The organism is Pseudoalteromonas apostichopi (assembly GCF_030297135.1).
In the GTDB taxonomy this organism is placed as follows: Bacteria; Pseudomonadota; Gammaproteobacteria; order Enterobacterales; family Alteromonadaceae; genus Pseudoalteromonas; species Pseudoalteromonas apostichopi.
This window is the reverse complement of sequence record NZ_AP028065.1, coordinates 611,671-631,515: the sequence shown is the minus strand read 5'-3', so window position 1 is coordinate 631,515 and position 19,845 is coordinate 611,671. Positions and strand designations below refer to the sequence as shown.

The window sequence follows — 19,845 nt, the reverse complement described above, 5'->3', positions numbered from 1 at the left end:
AGAGTTTCTAGTTACGAGAGTAAAGTTAGCAAGTTAGGTAAAGAGAGATACAAGCTGTCGTAGGCGTGAAATTTATTTCGCGCGAGGGTAATTGTTTTGTGTGGGGGTTGAGATGCGCCAAGCAAGTGTGACGCCTACGGCTGATTACAGCGTGAAATTTATTTCGCGTGTTGCGCGATATAAAATCGCGCCTACAATCTTACCGCTGACCGCTAGGTATTTTAACTTTCCTGCTCAGTTTCTTGCTGTGCTAATTTATCGCGTTCTGCTTTTGAGATGTATGCCGGTTTATTGCTTTTATGCAATTTTGCATTGGCGCGCTTATCTTTTTGCTTAAGTTTAGTGAAGATCTTTTTTCTGCGGTTCATGAGTCTAACAAACGAATTAATAGGGTGAGTGGCTATTGTACCTTGTTGGTATTTTTAAGCGATCTATTTTGCTTGAATTAGAGATGTTATGTCGGCGTTATAAGCGTTACAATCAAGGCGACTTTCTAAAAACCTTCTTAAACTCTGGAGCTTATCTTGAAACATTCATTACTTGCTGCATTTTTATTAAGTGCTTTCTCTAGTCAGGCAGCTGTGTCTGAGCAAAGTGAAAAGCTGGCTAACTACGCGGTAGAGCAATATCAACAAGCGCAAATTCATACCTTAGAGAATTTAGTTTCGTACCCAACAGTGAATAAAGAAGGTCTAGCGACTCCTGATAACCCTGATTTCATTGGCTTTAAGTCGTTCTTAAAAATGAAAGCGGCGCAGTTTGGTTTTGATTACCAAGATTTAGGCTACACAGTATTAATTGGCATGGGTAACCAAGCTGACAAAGTAACCATAGTAACCCATGGTGATGTGCAGCCAGCAGATGCCAGTAAATGGCAGCAAAGTCCATTTAAAATGGATAAAACCTCTGAGCCAGGAAAGCTAATAGCCCGTGGGACAGAAGATGACAAAGGTGCTATTGCGACTGCATTGCATGCAATGAAGGCGATTAAAGACAACGGCATTACTTTAAATAACCGTATTGAATTAATGGTTTACCTTGCTGAAGAATCTGATTGGGCACCACTCGAAGAGTTCATGAAAACCTATCAGCAACCTAAATATGCTGTCACTATTGATGCTTCATACCCTGTGGTTGTTGCAGAAAAAGGCTGGAGCTTAATTGCCCCGACTTTCTCAGCAACCTCAGCACAAACAGGTTTATATGTCAGTGACATAAAAGGCGGCGCCTTTGTTAGCCAAATTCCTGAAGATGCCAGTGTGTTAGTGCATAACGCTGATGCGGCGACTGTGGCTAAATTACACGATAATGTCGCTAAGCTTAAAAACGTCAAAGTGGCGATGACTGAGCAAGCAAATGGTTTGTTAGTGAAAGTGAAGGGGATTTCTGCGCATTCATCGGAGCCAGAAGCGGGTGAAAATGCGATTGCTCACCTTGCTGAAATCTTCAAAGGCATCGATCTTGAGAACAATAGCGATGGTCAAGCAATTGAGTTTATCAATCAGCTAATTGGTCTTGATTTATATGGCGCGCAATTCGGTGAAATCGGTTACAAGCATGACTTTATGGGTCCGATGACCGTTTCGCCAACTTTATTAAGCCGCGACGGTAACGACATTAAACTGTCGATTAATATGCGTCGTCCAGTGGGTAAACAAGAAACCGTGCTTAGGCAGCAAATTAATGAAGCGCTTAGTGCTTGGCAAACCACGAATAATGTCACGTTAAAAGACACTAAAGTGGTAATTGGTACGCCAATGCTGTTAGATGGTGCGCCTCATGCAGAAGCGCTACTCGATATCTTTAAGCACTTTACCGGCGATAAAGACGCGGGCTTTGTATCAATCGGTGGTGGCACAAATGCTAAGCTATTTGATAATGCGGTGTCATTCGGTCCATCAATGCCAGGTAAAAAGTACACAGGCCACTCAGAGCATGAGTTTATTACTGAAGAGCAGTTAGCACTGAACTTAAAGATGTACACTGCAATGATGATGAAGCTAGGTAATATGTAATTCTACATACTAATAAACGCCACTTTTAAAGTGGCGTTTTTGTTTTAAACTGGTGACTCATTCCAGTTTAAAACTGGGCAACAAACTTAAGGTTATAAAGTTCAGCAGAGCCGCTTTCAGTGTAATTCGCGGTTAAATAATAGCGATCGTTAATAAAGTACTTACCTTGTAAAACGAGTTCAGAGTCATCCAACCCTGCACCTATGGCATAGTGATCGCCGAAGTAGTAGCTGATCATGGCATTGCTTGCTGATTCATAAAGGCTGTCTTGGTGGCCAACATCGACGGTAATGTAATGGCTGCCGCTTAAATGATTAAAGTATCTGGCAGAGACATTCCAAACGTCGAGTTCATCATCTGTTTCTGCGCTAAAACCAAGGTAATCCTTATCGTTGATTTGGAGGTTATACTGGGCTTTTAAGCGAAAATAATCATCACCATATTCACGCACATCCCTATTTACAGAGACTTTTAAGGCATCAATAAATAAGTAGCCTATTCCTAAGGTATAGTCATCAGTATCATCAACATCGTAAATTTCACCTGTAACAAACCAATTTTTATAATAACCTTCACCAAACATGCCAAGATAATCAGTGTAATCGCTATTAAAGTAATTCACTCGGATGTTTGAATCTGTATCTAGGTAGCCATAATCATCGAGCACACCCGAGCTCTGCTGCTCCTCAAAGTAGTAATGGCTCACTAATTGGTAAGCATTAAAACTATATCTGTTATTCTCGATGTGCGTATAGTCGATACTATTGAACCATTGTTTATTTACTTGTTGTTCTGTTGCGATTGAGCAGCTTGAATAAGCAAGTGTTGCAAGAGCAATAGGGGCTAGTTGTTTAAACATACATATCCTTGTTGTATTTGGTTTTGCTTCATAAAGATAATACAACAAGCTGGTATTTACATTGTAATAAAGTGTTGTGGGTTTGTAAGAGTCGCATACCTAATCGCCATAATACTTAATTAAGCATATTGGTATGAAAAGGCCAAGCAACGCTTGGCCAAGTGTGATTAATTAAGCTTTGTGGTGAGTGATATTTCGGCATTCATCAGTTTAGAAATAGGGCAGCCCTGCTTGGTTTGCTCGCAAAGTTGCTCAAACTTTTCGGTCGAAATTTCAGTTATTTTCGCGCTGACATCAAGTGCAATGTGGCTCACTTCGAAGCCGTCATCAACTTCATCAAGGCTCACTGTTGCTTTGGTAGTTATGTCGTCAGCGACAAAGCCTGCTTCTGTTAATGCCAGCGATAGCGCCATGCTAAAACAGCTACTGTGTGCCGCTGCAACTAGTTCTTCAGGGTTAGTACCTGGCTTATCTTCAAAGCGAGTATTAAAACCAAATGGCTGTTTATCAAGCGCACCGCTTTGACTAGAAATATAGCCTTTGCCAGATTTAATATCACCAGACCAACTCGTATGTGCAGATTTTTTAATCGTCATTGTCATCTCCTTTGTAAATTTTTTCGGCTACCGTGAAAGGCTTTCAGGGTTTTGTGCCGAAAACTGTGAGTTAACGATATAAGTGCAACTTAAACGCCAATATTTCTTTTCGCTTCGCGCTTGCAACGCTCAGAGCAGTATTTAACATGCTCCCAGTCACGCTGCCACTTTTTACGCCATATAAATGGCCTGTCACAAACTGGGCAAGTTTTGCTTGGTAAATTAAGCTTTTTATGAACCATGCTGTTGCCTTTTAAGGCTTGTAACATGCTGGCGTAGTACGGCTTTTGTGCCACGCTTCACATCATCACGCTCTCGAAATGACCATAATCGCTCACGAGCATCCTTGGCAGCGCGTTCTATATCGACCATGGGCTCTGGGTAGTCCTCGCCGAGTTTAAAATTATTAAACACGGCTTCCATTGGTGGCTGTTGCCATGGCTGGTGGAGATCCTCTATGGGTAATTCTTTAAGCTCAGGGCACCAGGTTTTAATAAAAAAGCCATCAGGATCTTTGTCTTTTGATTGCTTAATTGGGTTATATAAACGAATAGTGTTAGTTCCTGTGACCGATGCTTGCATTTGGATTTGTGGGTAGTGAATACCCGGCTCAAAATCTAAAAAATAACGCGATAAAATAAAGCTGACTGATTGCCAATGGATATTCATATGATGGGTCATAAAACTCACTAACATAGCGCGCATTCGAAAGTTAATGTAACCCGTTGCTGCTAGACAGCGCATGCAAGCATCAATAATAGGAATACCTGTTTGACCTTGCTCAAAGCGCTTTAAATGCTCTGCAACGAGTTCATCATCGCGATAAGGGTAACGCAGGTAGCCTGCATTTTGCGGTGCAAACTCCATACTGCATTGAGTTTCGAACTTTTGCATAAAATGACAATGCCAATGAAGCCTAGACTCAAAAGCATGTAATGAACGACGCCAGCTTCTTGGTTGCTTGGGGAGGTAATACTTTAATGTCTGATAAACTTGTCTCAGACTTAAATTTCCCCATGCTAAATAAGGAGAGAGCCTAGAGCATGCATACCTACTTTGTGATGGGCTGGAAATTCCTTTTTGATAACCTGCAGCACGACTTTCGATAAAACTCCTCAGGGTAGCTCTAGCAGCATGAGGTCCGCCATATTGAAAATATTTATCATGGGATGCTAATTTATTTATGTAGTTCGGTATTTGATATTTTTTAGGTAGTATTGCTTTAAACTTGAGCCAGTCAGGGTTATCAAGGGATTCATTCATCACTGTGTGCCAGTGATCTTGCCAGTCACATTGTTTGGGACGAGCTCTAATTACACCGCCCAGAGGTGTTTCATTCCATGTAATTGCTCTTTTTTCAAGCCAATGCCTAACATCTTTGTCTCTGTTGTAGGTGTTTAGTAGGCCAATTTCTTGATGACTGTATACGGTCTTTATTTCAAATTCATCATTAAGTGTTTTAAATAAACTGATCATTTCTTGATTATAAATAGCAACTTGAGTCTGATACTTTTTAAGTTGTTTATTCATATCGACTAATGACTGATAAACAAAGCGCCAATGTCTTAAGCTGTAATGAGGGTCTTCAATCAGCAAAGGCTCGAAGTTATAAACTAACAAGCAAGGGAGATCAGATTGTACTGCTTTGGCAAGAGGTGTGTGATCAGAAAACCTTAAATCACGCTTAAACCACACTATATTAATTGCTTGTTTTTTTAAATTACTCATGACTATTGCTACTTTTAACTTCTGAGCAGCAATACGGGTTATAAAGCGTTTTAGATTACTAAGAGTTGAGTACAGATAATAATAAAGCGGTCATGATGACCGCTTTATTGCTTAGCTTTAAGGTATTGGCGTTTTAGATTGAAGCAGCGAAAGATTTAATCTCATTTGCCGCCGTTTCTAAGCTTTCCTCTGCGCCCGGCATCGCTAAGCCTTCAGCATAAATAAAGTTAACATCTGTCATACCCACAAAACCAAGTACATCTTTTAAGTATTTAGTTTGTGTATCCATGTCGGTGCCTTGATAGATACCACCACGCGCTGCAAGTACTACGACTTTCTTGTCCGTAATTAAACCCACAGGTCCTTGCTCAGTGTATTTAAATGTAATACCAGCACGGGCAATACGATCAATCCAAGCTTTGAATGTTGATGGAATACCAAAGTTATACATTGGCATACCAATAACGATAAGTTCGTTGTCGTTAAGTTCCGCGATTAAATCGTCAGAAATTGCAGCAAGGGCTTTTTGCTCATCGCTACGTTCATTTGCATCAGTCATCCAAGCAGCCATTTCTGTCTGCGTTAAGTGGGCAATCGCATTGTCGCTTAAATCGCGAGTTGTTACTGAAATTTGTTGGTTGTTAGCAAGCTGCTCAACAAATTGTTGGCTAAGCTTGGTTGAATTACCTTGTTCACCATTTAAAGATGAATTTAACACAAGTACTTTTTTCATCATGTCACCTAAGAAAACTGAAGTTGTGCAGTCATTATAATTAGCAATAAATAAATTAATAATGCTATTAATCGAGTGTTATGTTCGTTTAAAGCGAATGAAAGAGGTGGCTAAATTTTTTGAATTAGTCTTTTTTTGTAATTTAATGTTATTATTGTAGGAACAATAAAAGATAAAATGGACTTTATTATGAAGTACTTACTGCTTACACTTTTTGTAGTGCTGAGTTTAATGCCCCGTGCTGCTGAAAACACGCAACTCCCTGTAGAATCATTTGCCTCTTTACGCGCTTTTAGCCAAGTAAAATTTTCGCCTAGTGGTGAACATATATCGTTTATTCGAAATGTGAATGGTGAGTTGGTTTTAATGGTTTATAACCGCAAAACGAAAGAAGCTGATTCTATTATTCGTTCAGATAATCACACTATTTTCTTCGATTGGTATGAATGGGCAAATGATGAGGTACTACTTTTAGGTGCCCGCTATATTCAACGTCAATTTGGTGGCCCTAAATATACCTCTACGCGTTTATATGCATATAAAATTGGTGGTGATGGAAAGGCGAAACTGGCTATAAAGCCTAACTTTAATCGTGATGAACGCCAACCGCAATTTGGTGATCAGGTCATCAGCTTTTTACCCGATAAAAAAGATAAAATTTTAGTTCAAGGTGACTTTGATGTTGCCAATGCCCCTGGCGTGTATGAACTTGATTTAAGTACACTTCGTAAGAAAAAAATTCAGCGCTCACGCAGTAAAGTTATTGATTGGACAGCAGACCGCCAAGGTAATGTGCGTATTGCCCTTAAAATGGATGAAGACGAATTTGAATATATTCTTTATGACGAAGATCGAGATAACCGTAATACGTTATTCAAATATAAAGCATTTAGCCCTGATGTAGTGACTGTTTTGGGCTTCGATAAAGACCCTAATATTCTTTATTTCAAAGCTCTTAAAGATGGCTATGATGCGCTTTATAAAATGGACCTAACGACCATGAAGAAAGAGTTAGTGTTCAGCGATGATAATTATGACTTCGACGGTCATATTTTTTATTCTTCACTTACTGGTGAAGTAGCAGGGTTTACGCACTCTCAATTAGATGAGGGGATCCGTTACTGGGATGAAGATTTAAACAACCTTTATAATGGCTTACGCGCTGTATTGCCAGCAGATAAGTTTGATATTGATATTATTGATACCAGTAAAGAACAGCGTCAATACGTGGTTTACGTTTCAGGTGATCAAATCCCTGGTACCTATATGTTGGGTGACCGAGATTCTAACGAATTAACTGCATTTGCCTCGGCATTTCCAGATATTGATGACACAGTTTACAGCGGTAAAAAGAAAATCAGTTATAAAGCCCGTGATGGCTTAACTATTGAAGGGTATTTAACTTTGCCTGTGGGCTACAAAGAAGGTGATAAATTACCAACAATTGTGTTCCCGCATGGCGGGCCTATGGCTCGTGATTACGCTGGTTTTGACTATTGGACTGCGTTACTTGCTTATAATGGTTATGCAGTACTACAACCAAACTTTCGTGGTTCAAGTGGCTATGGGCATGAATTTGAGATGGCTGCAGTTCAAGGTTTTGGTAAAGAAATGCAAGATGATTTGCAAGATGCGGCGAATTGGCTTGTTGAAGAAGGTATCGCTAATAAAGATAAAATTTGTATTGGTGGGGCAAGTTATGGTGGTTATGCCGCATTGATGGCGGTGGTTAAGCACCCAGAAACATTCAAATGTGCAGCAAGCTTTGCTGGCGTTACTGATCTTGAGCGTATTGTTAGTAAAGCGCGTTATTTCACTAATAAAGAAATTGTGCGTAAGCAGTTTGGGACTGATGGCGACAAACTAGAAAAAGTGTCGCCTGTTAATTTTGCAAAGCAAATTAATCGTCCGGTGCTATTGGTTCATGGCTCTGATGATAATGTGGTGCCTGTTTATCATAGCCGTGAAATGGATGATGAACTTAAAGACGAAGGCAAAGATGTTACTTATATTGAGCTCGAAGATGGCGACCATTACTTATCGCACCAGCCATATAGAATTAAAACATTGAAAGCGTTTTTAGAATTCTTCGATAAGAACTTGAAAAACTAGCAGAGAAAAGGCGACCTAGGTCGCCTTTTTTAATTACTGATTCTGCGTCAATTTTATTTATAGGCTAATTCAGCATCAATATTGCGCATTAAGTTGGTAACCCAGTTAATGTATTGGCGGTGAATCTTTTCACCATTGTAATCTAGGTTTATCGAATCTTTGTAATCAATAGAGTATTCTTGCTCGTTAAACGTAATATCAACACGTAATTGATGTTTACGAATATCAAGTTTACCTAAGATTTGACCTTCGGCATTTGAACGGCATGTCCAGCCTAGTTTCATGCATGCTTTTAAAATATTGGTTTTGATACTTTCAAGGTCATGTTGGCCAGAGGCCATTTGCGGTACAGGGTTAGCGTCAAAGTTACGAATAGGCACACTGGTGCTACAAGCAGAAAGTGTAAGTAGCGTAAGAAGTGCAAAAGCTGCCTTTTTCATAGTAAATCCTTTTTATGGGAACAAAATTAGCGCGATTATGCGCTTTTTTTAAGGCAGGATCTAGACATCAGGCAAAAACCACGCACTGATAGCACCAACTAAGCCTAAGATACTGTAGAAAAAAATCAACTCAGCAGTTGTTAAATAGCTATTTAGTAAGCCGACACTACCCAGTAATAATAATATAACCCCAATCACCGTATTACTGACGGAAACATAGTCAGTACGCTTGTTACCTTCAGCCATATCAACAAGGTAGGTTTTACGCCCAAGTCGAACCCCTTGATGAGCTACTGTGAGTAAAAAATAACATAGTGGTAATAGCCAGAACTCATTGAGCGTTTGTGGGCTGAAATAAGCAACTAAATACACCGCGAAGCCATTAACAGTAACAAGCATAGCAGCAAACATTAATACTTTACGGCTCGATAAATCACTTAGTCGACCCCAAATAGGCGCAGAGACTAAACTGGCAAGCCCAGAAAGTGCCATAAACGTAGCAAGCAATGAAAAGTCGAAAGCTTGTTCACTGGCAAGGACAATATAAAAAGGTGCACTCAAAGCAGAGCATAACAACAATGCTCGCGTGACAATAAAATGTGCAAATTGCTTATCTTGATAAAGCAGTTTTAACTTTGATAAGGCATGTAATAAGCCGTTTTCAGCGCCTTCGGTTGCGCCTTTGTATTCTTGAATACGACTATAACTGAGTGCTGCAAACAACCACATCAAAGCAGCCAACATTAATGCGACATAAACCCCATTTTCATAGCCAAGGCTTTGTAGGTACCACAGACCAAGACCAAAGGTGAGCGTCGCAAATCCGGCAAAACTGGCAGCAAGACCACTAATGCTGCCGCGTTGTTGTTTAGGAATAACCTTGCCCAGTACATCTTTTGCGGTAATCGAGTTAAAGCCGCGAGCGAGGCTAAAGATAATCAAAATAGCAATGATAGCAAAACCCGCACTTGCGCCTTGTAAGGTCAAAGCACAAACTAGCATGCCAACAATACATAAAGCTTGCACAATCGCACCAATCACCCACACCCACTTTCTGACCGATAGCTGACGAATTAAACTTGCAATTGCCAGTTGTGGCAGCATTGAACCAGACTCACGGATAGGCACAAGCCATGCTATAAAACTAGTTGGTACATTAATGCTTTGTAAAAGCCAGGGCAGGGTTACTTTTGGGTTTAATAGAGCATCGGCAAATTTACTGAATAGCTGGCTAACTAATAAGGTAATAAAATTGCCGGGTACTACCTTACAAGCTGCTTCATCAATTGCCTTACAAGCACGGGCATCTTCAGTGTTACTGAGGCGTTGGTAAATGTCTTCTTTGCTGAGTTTATTCATGTGGTTTAAAGTTATAAAAAAGGGCTAGTAAAGCCCTTAAAAATCATCCTTAGAGTGACGCTCAGCTAGTTGCTCAGTTGTTTCATCACCCCATGTTTTATTGACTCTGCGACCACGTTTTACCGCAGGGCGACGCTCAATTTGTTTCGCCCAGCGAAGAACATGGCTGTATGACTCAACATCTAAGAACTCAGCTGCATCATATAGGTTACCAAGCACTAAATTGCCATACCAAGGCCAAATCGCTATATCAGCAATCGAATATTCGCTACCTGCCATGTAGTCATGGTCGCTCAAATGACGGTTTAGTACATCTAACTGGCGTTTAACTTCCATAGTAAATCGATCTATCGGGTACTGCATTTTGAAAGGCGCGTAACTATAAAAGTGACCGAAGCCACCGCCTAAATAGGGGGCAGAACCCATTTGCCAAAATAACCAATTACGACATTCTGTTTTACTGGCATGATCGCTTGGTATTAGAGAATCAAACTTTTCTGCCAGGTATTGTAAAATTGCGCCTGACTCAAACACGCGCGTAACGGGTGTAGTACTGTGATCCATTAAGGCTGGAATTTTTGAATTAGGGTTAACACTTACAAACCCTGAAGAGAATTGATCACCATCGCCAATTTTAATTAAAAATGCATCGTAGTCGGCTTCATCAATACCAAGCTCTAATAGCTCTTCGAGCATGATAGTCACTTTTTGGCCATTCGGTGTCGCAAGAGAGTAGAGTTGAAGATCATGTTTACCAACGGGCAAGTCTTGCTCGTGGGTCGCACCTGAGACCGGACGATTCGTCTTCGCCCATTCACCACCGTTTTCTGCATCCCATTGCCACACTTTAGGTGGCGTATAACTGTCGGTATTACTCATTGAAACTCCTAAATTGTGCTTTAATGAATGTCATTACGAGACTACCATCCTAGTTGATCAGATAGATCAAGGGAAGTACAGTTATTAATTATGAATAATAAGGAGGATGACATGAAAAAGCATGGTTTAGCTATAGGGCTTGAGCGAACAGGTACGACTTTTTATCTCACTATTAAAGTGGTGGGTAAGTTAACGCACGACGATTACAAAACCCTCACCCCTCTCATTGATAATGCAGTAGCCGCAGTCCCAGGTGCAAAAATAAGAGCCTATGTTGATATTACTGAACTAGAAGGCTGGGAGTTGCAAGCCGCTTGGGATGACTTCAAATTGGGGCTTAAACACAACAAAGAATTTTGCCGTATTGCAGTGCTTGGCAACAAAAACTGGCAACAAGTGGCAAGTAAAGTGGGCAACTGGTTTATTAGTGGCGAAGTGAAATATTTTGAAGATCCAATTATTGCCACACAGTGGTTAGACGAATAAGGAATTGAGTGATAGAAAACTATCAATTAAAGGTCGCGACGTTTAATTTATATAATTATTTAGCGCCACCTGACGCATTTTATGATTTTCAGCGAATTTATAGCGCTGAGCAATGGGCTAAAAAGCAGCGCTGGTTGGCCGATTACCTTAAAAACCAGCAGCCAGATATTATTGGCTTTCAAGAAGTGTTCAGTATTAATGAACTTAAACAGCAAGTTAACGCACAAGGTTATCCCTATTTTGCGGTAGTTGATGAACCGACTGTGATTGATGACTTTATTTATCGCGATCCGGTCGTTGCCATTGCCTCGCGGTATAAAATTGTTGATGTAAGTCAGGTTGAAGCAGAACAAGACGATGTTTTAGCTATGGGCTTGAGTGCTCGTTTTAACTTTAGCCGCAGCATTATTCGTGCAACACTTGAGGTACCTCACTTAGGACAGGTCGATTGCTATGTGGTGCACTTTAAATCAAAGCGTAGCATGCTCCAGCACCAAGATGATGAAAGCCGCAGCGAACAGCAAAACTTAGTAATGCATTTAAAATCACAAGCTCTTGGACGCTGGGCATCGAGCATACAGCGTGGTAGTGAAGCAGCGCTGTTACTCGTAGAAATCATTAAGCGCAGAGCGCACACCAATAACCCTGTGATTGTGATGGGGGACTTTAATAATGAGTTACACGATGGTGTGCTTAACCATTTAATAGCTGACCACCTTCGTTTTAGCGGTTATAGGCAAAATAGCCCGTCTCGTTCAGAGTTCAAACTACAAGATAGTTGGCAACTCTATCAGCGCCATATTGTCACCGAGAACGACAGAGAAGCCACCCACTATTTTGGTAGTAGCAGCTCAGTATTTGATTATATTTTGTTATCCCGTGAGTTTGATGCCGGGTTTCAGGGCAGCTTTTTTGAGGTAGTTGATTATCACACCTATGATCAGCATTTAATCAACCCCCAGTTTGCCTATGATGATCAGAGTACGGATCATGGTGTCGTGATGGTGACAATGAAGTTGCGAGACTAGAAGCTCTCAGCTGTCAGTTTAAAGCTTAGGGTACTTTTGTTTATCACGCTTTGCCATAATATAACCGATGAATGCGCCGCTAATTGCGCCGAATAAATGGCTTTCGAATGAAATATGAATGCGCTGCGGGAAGACACCCCAAATCAGGCCGCTGTATAACACTACAACCGCAATACTAATTAAAATGGCTTTGAATGAGCGGTGCATAATGCCATAGCAAATTAAGTAGCCCCATAAACCGTAAATAACACCACTTAGCCCTACATGAATATTACTGCGACCAAATAGCCAAACTAATAAACCGCCAATAATTGCTGTACCGGCAAACACCAGCCAGAAACGTTTAACGCTAAATTGGCAAACTAGCCACCCGAGAATAGCAAATGGCACTAGATTACTGAAAAGATGTGCCCAACCACCATGTAAAAATGGCGCAAAAAACACTCCTGATAGGCCTGACATTTGTCGTGGCAAAATACCTAAACCGTTTAAGTTTATGCCGGGTAGGCTATTAATTATTTGCAGTACAAGGCACACAAGCATAATGCCTAAAATTGCGAATCGCTTACTACTGATAGGAGGAAGTTTTGCAGCTTTTTTTTCAGTCATGATGAGAAGCTCTTAAATCAATTTGACCGAATGAGTATAACTTATTAAAAGTGAAGGTAAACACCTTGACGTACAAGGTATTTACCTAAGGTTTAGGGCTATCCTAATTTGGTAAGCAGTTTTTTCGCAGCAAGCTCAGAACTTGCTGGGTTTTGTCCTGTGATTAAAAGGCCATCTTCAATGGCTAGTACACCCCAATCATCGGTTTTTTGATATTGCCCGCCTTGCTTTTTGAGCTCATCTTCAACCAATAATGGTACGACATTGGTAAGCTGTACGGCATCTTCTTCAGAGTTACTAAAGCCTGTGACTTTTTTATCAAATACTACAGATTTACCAGCTGAATTTTTCGCATTAAGCAGTACTGCACTGGCGTGACACACGGCACCCACTGGCTTGTCTGAGTTAAGAAATTGCTCAATTAAGCTAATTGAATCTTGGTTATCAACTAAATCCCATAAAGGGCCGTGGCCACCTGGGTAGAAAACGGCATCAAAATCACCGGCTTTTACTTCATTTAATGGTTTAGTATTTGCCATTAATGTTTGTGCTGCGCTGTCTTGTTCAAAGCGTTTAGTCGCATCAGTTGCAGCATCAGGCGCTGCGCTATTTGGATCAACTGGTGGTTGGCCACCTTTAACAGATGCTAAAGTTACCTCTGCCCCGGCATCAATAAAGGCGTAGTAGGGGGCTGCAAACTCTTCCACCCAAAAGCCCGTTTTATGGCCGGTATCGCCAAGCTCATCATGAGAAGTAAGTACCATTAAAATTTTCTTAGCTGACATAGTGAATCCCTTTTTGCTTATTAAATATCGTTAATAACACTATAGGGGCGAAAATAGAGTTAAACAACGCAGATAAATTTGACTTCATTGGTTTAATAATTGATACAATAATTCAGGTTAGATTAGGAGTCTGTATGAAAGTATCGTTCGAGCAATTAAAAAGCATGGTGGTGTTTGCCCATATTGTGCAGCAAGGCAGCTTAACTAAAGCAGCTCAACAACTAGGTTTATCAAGGGCTGTTGTCAGCTACCACTTAAAGAAATTAGAGCAACAACTAAAGCTTACGTTACTTAATCGCTCAACGCGTACCATGACCCTTACCGAAGCGGGTATAGCTTATTATGAACGTTGTCAGGCTATCACCGAGCACGCTGAGGCTGCTAACTTACATCTTGAGAACTTAAAGAGTAAACCGGTTGGGGTTATTAAGCTAAGTTGTCCGGTAAATGTTGGTTTGCAGCTTGTGGTACCTGCACTTGCTCAGTTTAGGCGTTTGTATCCGAAAATTGATATCGATTTACAGCTCAGTGATGATGTGGTTGATATCATCAAAGAGGGCTATGACTTAGCGATTAGAGGCGTAGCCCTTGAAAGCTCAAATTTACAAGCGACTAAACTAGCAAGTATGGCGACCTGCTTATGCGGCTCAGCCGATTACTTTACAAAATACCCTATACCAAAGAGCATTGCCGATTTAGCAGAGCATACATGGGTGGTGTATCAACCAAGTAGTGCTGTTGTCACGCTCGAAAAAGATAAACGCCGCTTTGAGGTGGCTGTTAGTGGTGGCATAAGAACAAATAACGCTGCTGCGCGAACTGCCTTTGTTGAAGCTGGGCATGGTTTAGCGAAGATCCCTGTTTATGATGCATTGCCAAGGATCAAAGCGGGATTACTACGCACAATATTAGATGATTATAAGACTGCTGATATTGAGCTTTATGGGGTGTTCCCGCCAGGAGCAGCGGGAAGCAAAAAATTGCGTGTGTTATTAGATTACCTAAAGGATTATTTTACTAATCAAGTTGCCACATTGACGGTTTAAATAAGCGTTCGATTAAATAAAGCAACGGCTTGTTGATACATAGTTATTGCAAGAGCTGGATCGTATCGCTCACCTTCATCACGCATAAAGGCATGTTGTGCGTTAACTTCTTGCCACTGGTAATTAATTCCTGTTGCAACAGCTTGTTGGTAAATTTTAAGGCGGCCTTCCTTTGGTACATGTGGGTCTTGCTTGCCCCAAATAAAGTGAATCTCACCTTGGATATCTGCCATGCGCTCAAATGAGTTATTCCCCTTTTGTGCTGGTAAGGTATCGCTGTGTATATCTGTCGCATATAAACAAAAAGCGGCCTTGATATTTGGGTTTAAAGCAGCACGGTACGCAAGGTGACCACCAATACATACGCCCATAGCACCAACATTTCCCGTGCAGTAATCTTGCTGAGCCGCAAATGCAATTAAAGCTTCAGTATCTGAGTCATGACTCTCAAGAGGCTTATCCCATTTGTCGGCGTTGCCTTTATCTTTACCTGCATCATCATAGGCGAGTACCGTCCCAATAGGATTTAACTCATGAAAAACTTCTGGCACTAACACAACAAAACCATGACCAGCAAGTATTGCCGCAGAGCGCGCAATCGGTGCTGTTTCTTGGAAAATCTCAGAATAGAAAATAACACACGGGTATTTACCTTCTTCTACAGGGCGATAAATACTGGTGCGCATTGCGCCTGTTTTAGTCGCTATGTCGTGGCTATGATGCTGAATAATCATGTTAATCCTTGTAAAAAACGGTTTAGTTAATAATACCTCAGCCCCACCTTTTGGACGAGCAAAAGCCCTTGAAATTTATTGATGCTCAGCTAGCAGGGTACTGCATACAGCTTGCGTAATAAGTGAGAGTAGCAGGCCAGTCTGAGAAAATAGCCATCACACCCACTTGCTTAGCAAGAACATCTATCACATTCATCATTTGCCCATCTTGTTTAATTACGCTGGCAATCGACTGATAATAATAACCACCGCCATTATTTAATGGCCCAGAGCGCTCCAAACTCCATGTAATAATGTTCAGCCCGGCTTGTTTAGCTTTAATTGCATAAAGCGAGGGCACGATTTTACCTGATTCATCAAGGCTCAAAAGCATCCACATTGGTGGTGCGATAATGCGTATTCCGTCGTTATATAGAGTCTGCATTGAAGGCTGCCAAGTTGTTTCATCCATGGCATCAAAGTGTGCTTGCTCATCTCGGCCATCAAGGTAAATACTGTTGTTTGCAAATTCTGGATGATTGTTTAGCCAATACTTCACATCTTCAAGGTTAAATGATTGTGGATAAACATCTTGGCTATTCACCCCTAAGGCCTGATACTCATCAAGCATTTTTTGTGCATAGTCTTGCTGGCTAAAACCGTTAAATGGCATGCTGACTTCTGGGCTTTTTAGCTCGGGTGTCATTTTTACACCCAGTGATTTGAATAACTCAATACTTTGCTGGTGGGTCATTACGGTACCACTGTTTGCGTATAAATCAGTGCGCCAGTTTGGTGTTCCTTGCAAATACTCTGCGACCGTTTTGGCATTTGGGTTGAAGCCATCCATTTTAGCTTTTAAGGTTAAAAATTCAGCTTCAGTGATATCGCTGGTGCAGCATTTAGCCTGAGCTGGTTGGCCGTCTTTGGCCGGGGTAAAAGGTTGGCTGCATTTTGCTGCCAGCTCAGGAATCGCTAAAATGTTGGTAGTGGTGTGTAAATCACACTGTGAATGACGGCACACGAGTTGTTTGTCTTTAGTAAAGGCAACGTCACATTCAAGTACGCCAGCGCCCATTCTCGCAGCGGCTAAATATGACTCTTTACTATGCTCAGGAAACTGCATGGGTGCGCCGCGATGACCAATTACAAAGTCAGTTTTGTAAAAAGGGCCATTGCCACATGTCGCAAGTTGCTGCTTTAAGGGCCCATCTGCCATCTTGTCGATTAAATAATAAGGCCGCGCGCCAACTTGAACAGCCTGCTCCACAGGCAGGTTTTTACAGCCTTGAATAACGAAAACTAAACAACATAAAACCAGTGCGCGCATAACAGCATCCCTCTAATCGAATAGAGTTTAGCCTATCATGTCTGCGTGGCAGTTTTATTAAGTTTCTGATTTATAATAAGTGCTAATAAAATAATCGCTGCGCCGATGGCAAGCTTGATGATATCGGCATCACGGTTCCAAATAACAATGTTAACGATTATCCCAGCTGGAATTAGTAAGTTATTCATTACTGCCAGGGCACCTACATTGACTATGGTTGCCCCCTTATTCCAAGCGAAATAACCGAGCCCTGAAGCAATCGTGCCTAAGTAAATTAACACGCCCCATTGTGTCGTTGTGGTGGGTAGCTTACTAGTATTGCCAAATAAACCGTAACAAATCAGTGCGACAATTAACGCGCCAATAAAGAACCAAGCAAACACCCGAGAGTGAGGTAATTGCTCATCTTGCATTAAACGTTTGTAGGTTACTTGCCCGGTAGCAAAGCAAATATTGGCTGCCTGCACCATTAACATACCAATGAGGTAGTTCTCATCAACCCCTTCGTAACGAATAGCGACGGCGCCCAAAATAGCTAGCATTGCGGCGAATAAAAACTTGGCATTAAAACGCTTTTCAAGCAAATCATTTAACAAGGTGATGTAAAGCGGTGTCATTACCGTAAATAGCAGTACTTCGGGCACACTGAGGTACAAAAATGAATGGTAATAGAAGCTGTACATCACGCCAAGCTGTACCGCACCTATCGCCATGAGCTTGAGTGCTAGGGCCTTAGGGGTCTTACGCCATTGTAAAAATGGTAAAAATACGCAAGTTGCCAAGCCAATTCGCATTAACACACTAAACCATGCATCCACTTGGCCTGCTAAATAAACGCCAATAAGACTAAACGAAAAGGCCCAAAGCAGGGTAACAGCAAATAAGTAGGTCATGTTTGATTAATTTGTAATTTTAAAAATTGCACTATAACAAAAAGCCCGCATTAATTGCGGGCTTTCATCATTTTGCGAATAATTTTAGGTTATTCAACCAAACCTCGACGCTTTAATAACGCATCTGTTGTTGGTTTTTGACCACGGAACTCAATGTAGCTTTGCATTAAGTCGCGGCTGTTACCTTTTGATAAAATCTCTTTACGGAAATTATCACCGTTTTCACGTGTTAAACCACCTTCTTCAGTCATGTGTGCAAACGCATCAGCTGCGAACACTTCAGTCCAAAGATAAGCGTAGTACCCTGCAGAGTAACCGCCGGCAAATGTGTGGCTAAAGTAGCAAGACTTATAACGAGGTGGTACCGGGTAGTAAGCAATACCGTGCTTGTCTAACGCATCATGTTCAAACTTTTGTACGTCTGTAATGTCAGCATCAACACCAAATGAGTGCCATTCCATATCAAGTAGTGCCGCGGCTAAATATTCAGTTGTATCGAAGCCTTGGTTGAACTTTTGTGATTCTAGTACTTTTGCAAGTAACGCTTTTGGAATCGGTTCACCTGTTTTGTAGTGCTTGGCATAGTTTGCAAGTACTGTGGGTTCAATATTCCAGTCTTCATTTGCTTGTGAAGGGAATTCAACGAAATCGCGTGCTGTTGCTGTGCCCGCTAAACTTGGGTATTTTACATTAGAGAATAGACCATGTGCAGCATGACCAAACTCATGGAACATCGTAGTTACTTCAGAGAAAGTCATCAATGTTGGCTGACCTTCAGCTGGCTTAGGAATATTCTGTGCATTGTAGATCACAGGCATGGTGTCTTTTAGACCGCTTTGGCTAACATAGGCACTCATCCACGCACCACCACGTTTACCTTCACGTGCATAAGGGTCCATGTAGAATAGGCCGATAGCGCTGCCATCTTCGTTAAATACTTCAAACACCATTACGTCTTCGTGATAAACAGGTAGGTCTTTACGCTCTTTAAAGGTAATACCGTAAAGTTTATTCATCGCAAAAAATAGGCCGTCGTGGATCACTGACTGCATTTCAAAGTAAGGCTTAACTAAAGCTGGGTCTAAGTCGTACTTCTCTTGGCGAACTTTTTCAGCGTAAAACGCCCAGTCCCAAGGCTGTAGTGCAAAAGTTTCACCTGACTTTTTGATAACTTGTTGGATTTGCTCTGCTTCTGCTTCTGCTTTAGCAACCGCTTTCGGTGCTAAGTCATCAAGAATGCCGTAAACATTTTCAGTTGTTTGCGCCATACGATTAGTCATTACATACGAAGCCCAATCTTTATAACCCAGTAATGCGGCTTTTTCCGCACGTAGCTTAGTTTCTTTAATGATGATAGGGCCGTTTGTTGCTTGGGCGCGCGTTGAAGAGGTAGTCCAAATCTTTTCACGTAACTTACGGTTTTCAAGGCTTTGTAAGATAGGTTGGCGAGTCGTGTTCACAAGGGTGATCATGTAACCTTCTTTACCTGCTTTTTTGGCAGCGGCAGCTAGGCTTGCGATTTCACCTTCAGATAAACCTGCTAATTCACTTTTATCTTTAACTAAAATTACATCTTCTTTGAATGATTTTAAGATGTTTTGTGAAAACTCAGTTGAAAGCTTGGCAAGCTCTGCATTGATTTCACGCATTTTTGCTTTTTCAGCTTCAGTTAGTTTTGCACCCGCGTTAACGAACTTTTTGTAGTAGTAATCAACAAGGCGTTGATCTTCAGCATTTAAAGATGCTTTGTTGTCGTAAATGCTTTGTACGCGAGCAAATAAAGCTTTGTTTAAGTAAATGTCATCAGTGTGAGCTGACATAATCGGCGCCATTTTCGCGGCGATACGTTGGTACTCACTGTCAGAGATTAAACCTGATAAGTTAAAAAATGCCGCAGAAGTACGGTCTAATAACTCACCAGAAAACTCCATTGCAACAAGGGTATTTTCAAATGTTGCTGGTTCTGGGTTGTTTGCAATCTTTGCAATTTCAGCTTTTTGCTGTGCGATGCCTGCTTCAAACGCTGGCTCGTAATCTTTGGTTGAAATTTTATCAAACTCAGGGGCCATGTATTGTAAAGGGCTTGGCTTGAAAAGAACGTTTTCAACATTGGCTGTTTGTGTTTCAGCGGCAGTTTCAACTTGAGTTTGAGTGTCAGCTTGCTGTGAACTACAAGCAGATAATAAAAACACACTAGCAATTGTAGTTGCTACTAAGGTCTTACGCATGAGAGC

General features: G+C 41.2%; 20 protein-coding genes. 5 read left to right on the top strand and 15 right to left on the bottom strand.

The features are described from left to right. Positions 1–221 precede the first annotated feature (221 nt). Positions 222–368 (bottom strand): DUF2986 domain-containing protein, encoded by a 147-nt coding sequence (locus tag QUE86_RS02870; protein ID WP_167658006.1) that lies wholly within the window; start codon positions 366–368, stop codon positions 222–224. A 156-nt stretch (positions 369–524) separates the two neighbouring features. On the opposite strand from QUE86_RS02870, the gene QUE86_RS02865 reads away from it, so the two are divergent. Then, positions 525–2,015: a dipeptidase gene (locus QUE86_RS02865; protein WP_286259078.1), complete on the top strand. Its 1,491-nt coding sequence runs from the start codon at positions 525–527 to the stop codon at positions 2,013–2,015. Between the two features lie 67 nt (positions 2,016–2,082). On the opposite strand, the gene QUE86_RS02860 is transcribed toward QUE86_RS02865, so the two are convergent. The 5 genes from QUE86_RS02860 to QUE86_RS02840 all read right to left on the bottom strand — a co-directional run bounded on the left by QUE86_RS02860 (position 2,083) and on the right by QUE86_RS02840 (position 5,931). Further along, a complete protein-coding gene (locus QUE86_RS02860; protein ID WP_167658005.1) occupies positions 2,083–2,874 on the bottom strand; it encodes a putative porin in 792 nt (263 codons plus the stop codon). 167 nt (positions 2,875–3,041) lie between these two features. Beyond that, positions 3,042–3,470, bottom strand: coding sequence for an OsmC family protein (locus QUE86_RS02855; RefSeq protein ID WP_167658004.1), 429 nt, complete (start codon positions 3,468–3,470; stop codon positions 3,042–3,044). A gap of 89 nt (positions 3,471–3,559) precedes the next feature. Beyond that, positions 3,560–3,712 (bottom strand): DUF2256 domain-containing protein, encoded by a 153-nt coding sequence (locus tag QUE86_RS02850; RefSeq protein ID WP_167658003.1) that lies wholly within the window; start codon positions 3,710–3,712, stop codon positions 3,560–3,562. Next, positions 3,702–5,198, bottom strand: coding sequence for a cryptochrome/deoxyribodipyrimidine photo-lyase family protein (locus QUE86_RS02845; protein WP_286259073.1), 1,497 nt, complete (start codon positions 5,196–5,198; stop codon positions 3,702–3,704). Before QUE86_RS02845 ends, QUE86_RS02850 begins: the two co-directional genes overlap by 11 nt. Before the next feature lie 133 nt (positions 5,199–5,331). Further along, positions 5,332–5,931: an FMN-dependent NADH-azoreductase gene (locus QUE86_RS02840; RefSeq protein WP_286260326.1), complete on the bottom strand. Its 600-nt coding sequence runs from the start codon at positions 5,929–5,931 to the stop codon at positions 5,332–5,334. Between the two features lie 189 nt (positions 5,932–6,120). On the opposite strand from QUE86_RS02840, the gene QUE86_RS02835 reads away from it, so the two are divergent. Next, positions 6,121–8,043: a S9 family peptidase gene (locus QUE86_RS02835; protein WP_286259071.1), complete on the top strand. Its 1,923-nt coding sequence runs from the start codon at positions 6,121–6,123 to the stop codon at positions 8,041–8,043. Positions 8,044–8,096: 53 nt separating this feature from the next. On the opposite strand, the gene QUE86_RS02830 is transcribed toward QUE86_RS02835, so the two are convergent. From QUE86_RS02830 to yghU, 3 genes are read right to left on the bottom strand one after another with little or no spacing between them, the layout of a single operon-like run. Next, entirely contained in the window at positions 8,097–8,483 is a 387-nt protein-coding gene (locus QUE86_RS02830; RefSeq protein WP_130050958.1) for a hypothetical protein, read from the bottom strand. 60 nt (positions 8,484–8,543) lie between these two features. Continuing rightward, positions 8,544–9,842, bottom strand: a complete 1,299-nt coding sequence (locus tag QUE86_RS02825; protein ID WP_286259069.1) for an MFS transporter — start codon at positions 9,840–9,842, stop codon at positions 8,544–8,546. 36 nt (positions 9,843–9,878) lie between these two features. Then, positions 9,879–10,721 (bottom strand): glutathione-dependent disulfide-bond oxidoreductase, encoded by an 843-nt coding sequence (gene yghU / locus QUE86_RS02820; protein ID WP_286259067.1) that lies wholly within the window; start codon positions 10,719–10,721, stop codon positions 9,879–9,881. A gap of 111 nt (positions 10,722–10,832) precedes the next feature. Between yghU and QUE86_RS02815 the strand changes: the two genes are divergently transcribed. Together QUE86_RS02815 and QUE86_RS02810 are read left to right on the top strand one after the other, a co-directional pair. After that, the gene (locus tag QUE86_RS02815) at positions 10,833–11,207 is read left to right on the top strand and encodes a SpoIIAA family protein (protein WP_130050961.1); all 375 of its coding nucleotides are present in this window, start codon (positions 10,833–10,835) and stop codon (positions 11,205–11,207) included. A gap of 8 nt (positions 11,208–11,215) precedes the next feature. Next, the gene (locus QUE86_RS02810) at positions 11,216–12,235 is read left to right on the top strand and encodes an endonuclease/exonuclease/phosphatase family protein (RefSeq protein WP_286259065.1); all 1,020 of its coding nucleotides are present in this window, start codon (positions 11,216–11,218) and stop codon (positions 12,233–12,235) included. Between the two features lie 18 nt (positions 12,236–12,253). Here the strand turns inward: QUE86_RS02810 and QUE86_RS02805 are convergent, their stop codons facing one another. After that, complete coding sequence (locus QUE86_RS02805; protein WP_130050963.1) at positions 12,254–12,844, bottom strand: rhomboid family intramembrane serine protease; 591 nt, start codon at positions 12,842–12,844, stop codon at positions 12,254–12,256. A 98-nt stretch (positions 12,845–12,942) separates the two neighbouring features. Further along, positions 12,943–13,629 (bottom strand): type 1 glutamine amidotransferase domain-containing protein, encoded by a 687-nt coding sequence (locus tag QUE86_RS02800; RefSeq protein WP_286259061.1) that lies wholly within the window; start codon positions 13,627–13,629, stop codon positions 12,943–12,945. A 134-nt stretch (positions 13,630–13,763) separates the two neighbouring features. On the opposite strand from QUE86_RS02800, the gene QUE86_RS02795 reads away from it, so the two are divergent. Next, positions 13,764–14,675, top strand: coding sequence for a LysR family transcriptional regulator (locus QUE86_RS02795; RefSeq protein ID WP_286259058.1), 912 nt, complete (start codon positions 13,764–13,766; stop codon positions 14,673–14,675). Here QUE86_RS02795 and QUE86_RS02790 read toward each other — a convergent pair. The 4 genes from QUE86_RS02790 to QUE86_RS02775 form a co-directional block, all read right to left on the bottom strand. Then, positions 14,672–15,409: a dienelactone hydrolase family protein gene (locus QUE86_RS02790; protein ID WP_286259056.1), complete on the bottom strand. Its 738-nt coding sequence runs from the start codon at positions 15,407–15,409 to the stop codon at positions 14,672–14,674. The two genes, QUE86_RS02795 and QUE86_RS02790, sit on opposite strands and share 4 nt — an antisense overlap. 85 nt (positions 15,410–15,494) lie before the next feature. Beyond that, positions 15,495–16,718, bottom strand: a complete 1,224-nt coding sequence (locus tag QUE86_RS02785) for a glycerophosphodiester phosphodiesterase family protein (protein ID WP_286259054.1) — start codon at positions 16,716–16,718, stop codon at positions 15,495–15,497. Positions 16,719–16,753: 35 nt separating this feature from the next. Next, positions 16,754–17,611, bottom strand: a complete 858-nt coding sequence (locus QUE86_RS02780; protein WP_130050968.1) for a carboxylate/amino acid/amine transporter — start codon at positions 17,609–17,611, stop codon at positions 16,754–16,756. Between the two features lie 89 nt (positions 17,612–17,700). After that, the gene (locus QUE86_RS02775; RefSeq protein WP_130050969.1) at positions 17,701–19,839 is read right to left on the bottom strand and encodes a M3 family metallopeptidase; all 2,139 of its coding nucleotides are present in this window, start codon (positions 19,837–19,839) and stop codon (positions 17,701–17,703) included. Positions 19,840–19,845 lie beyond the last annotated feature (6 nt).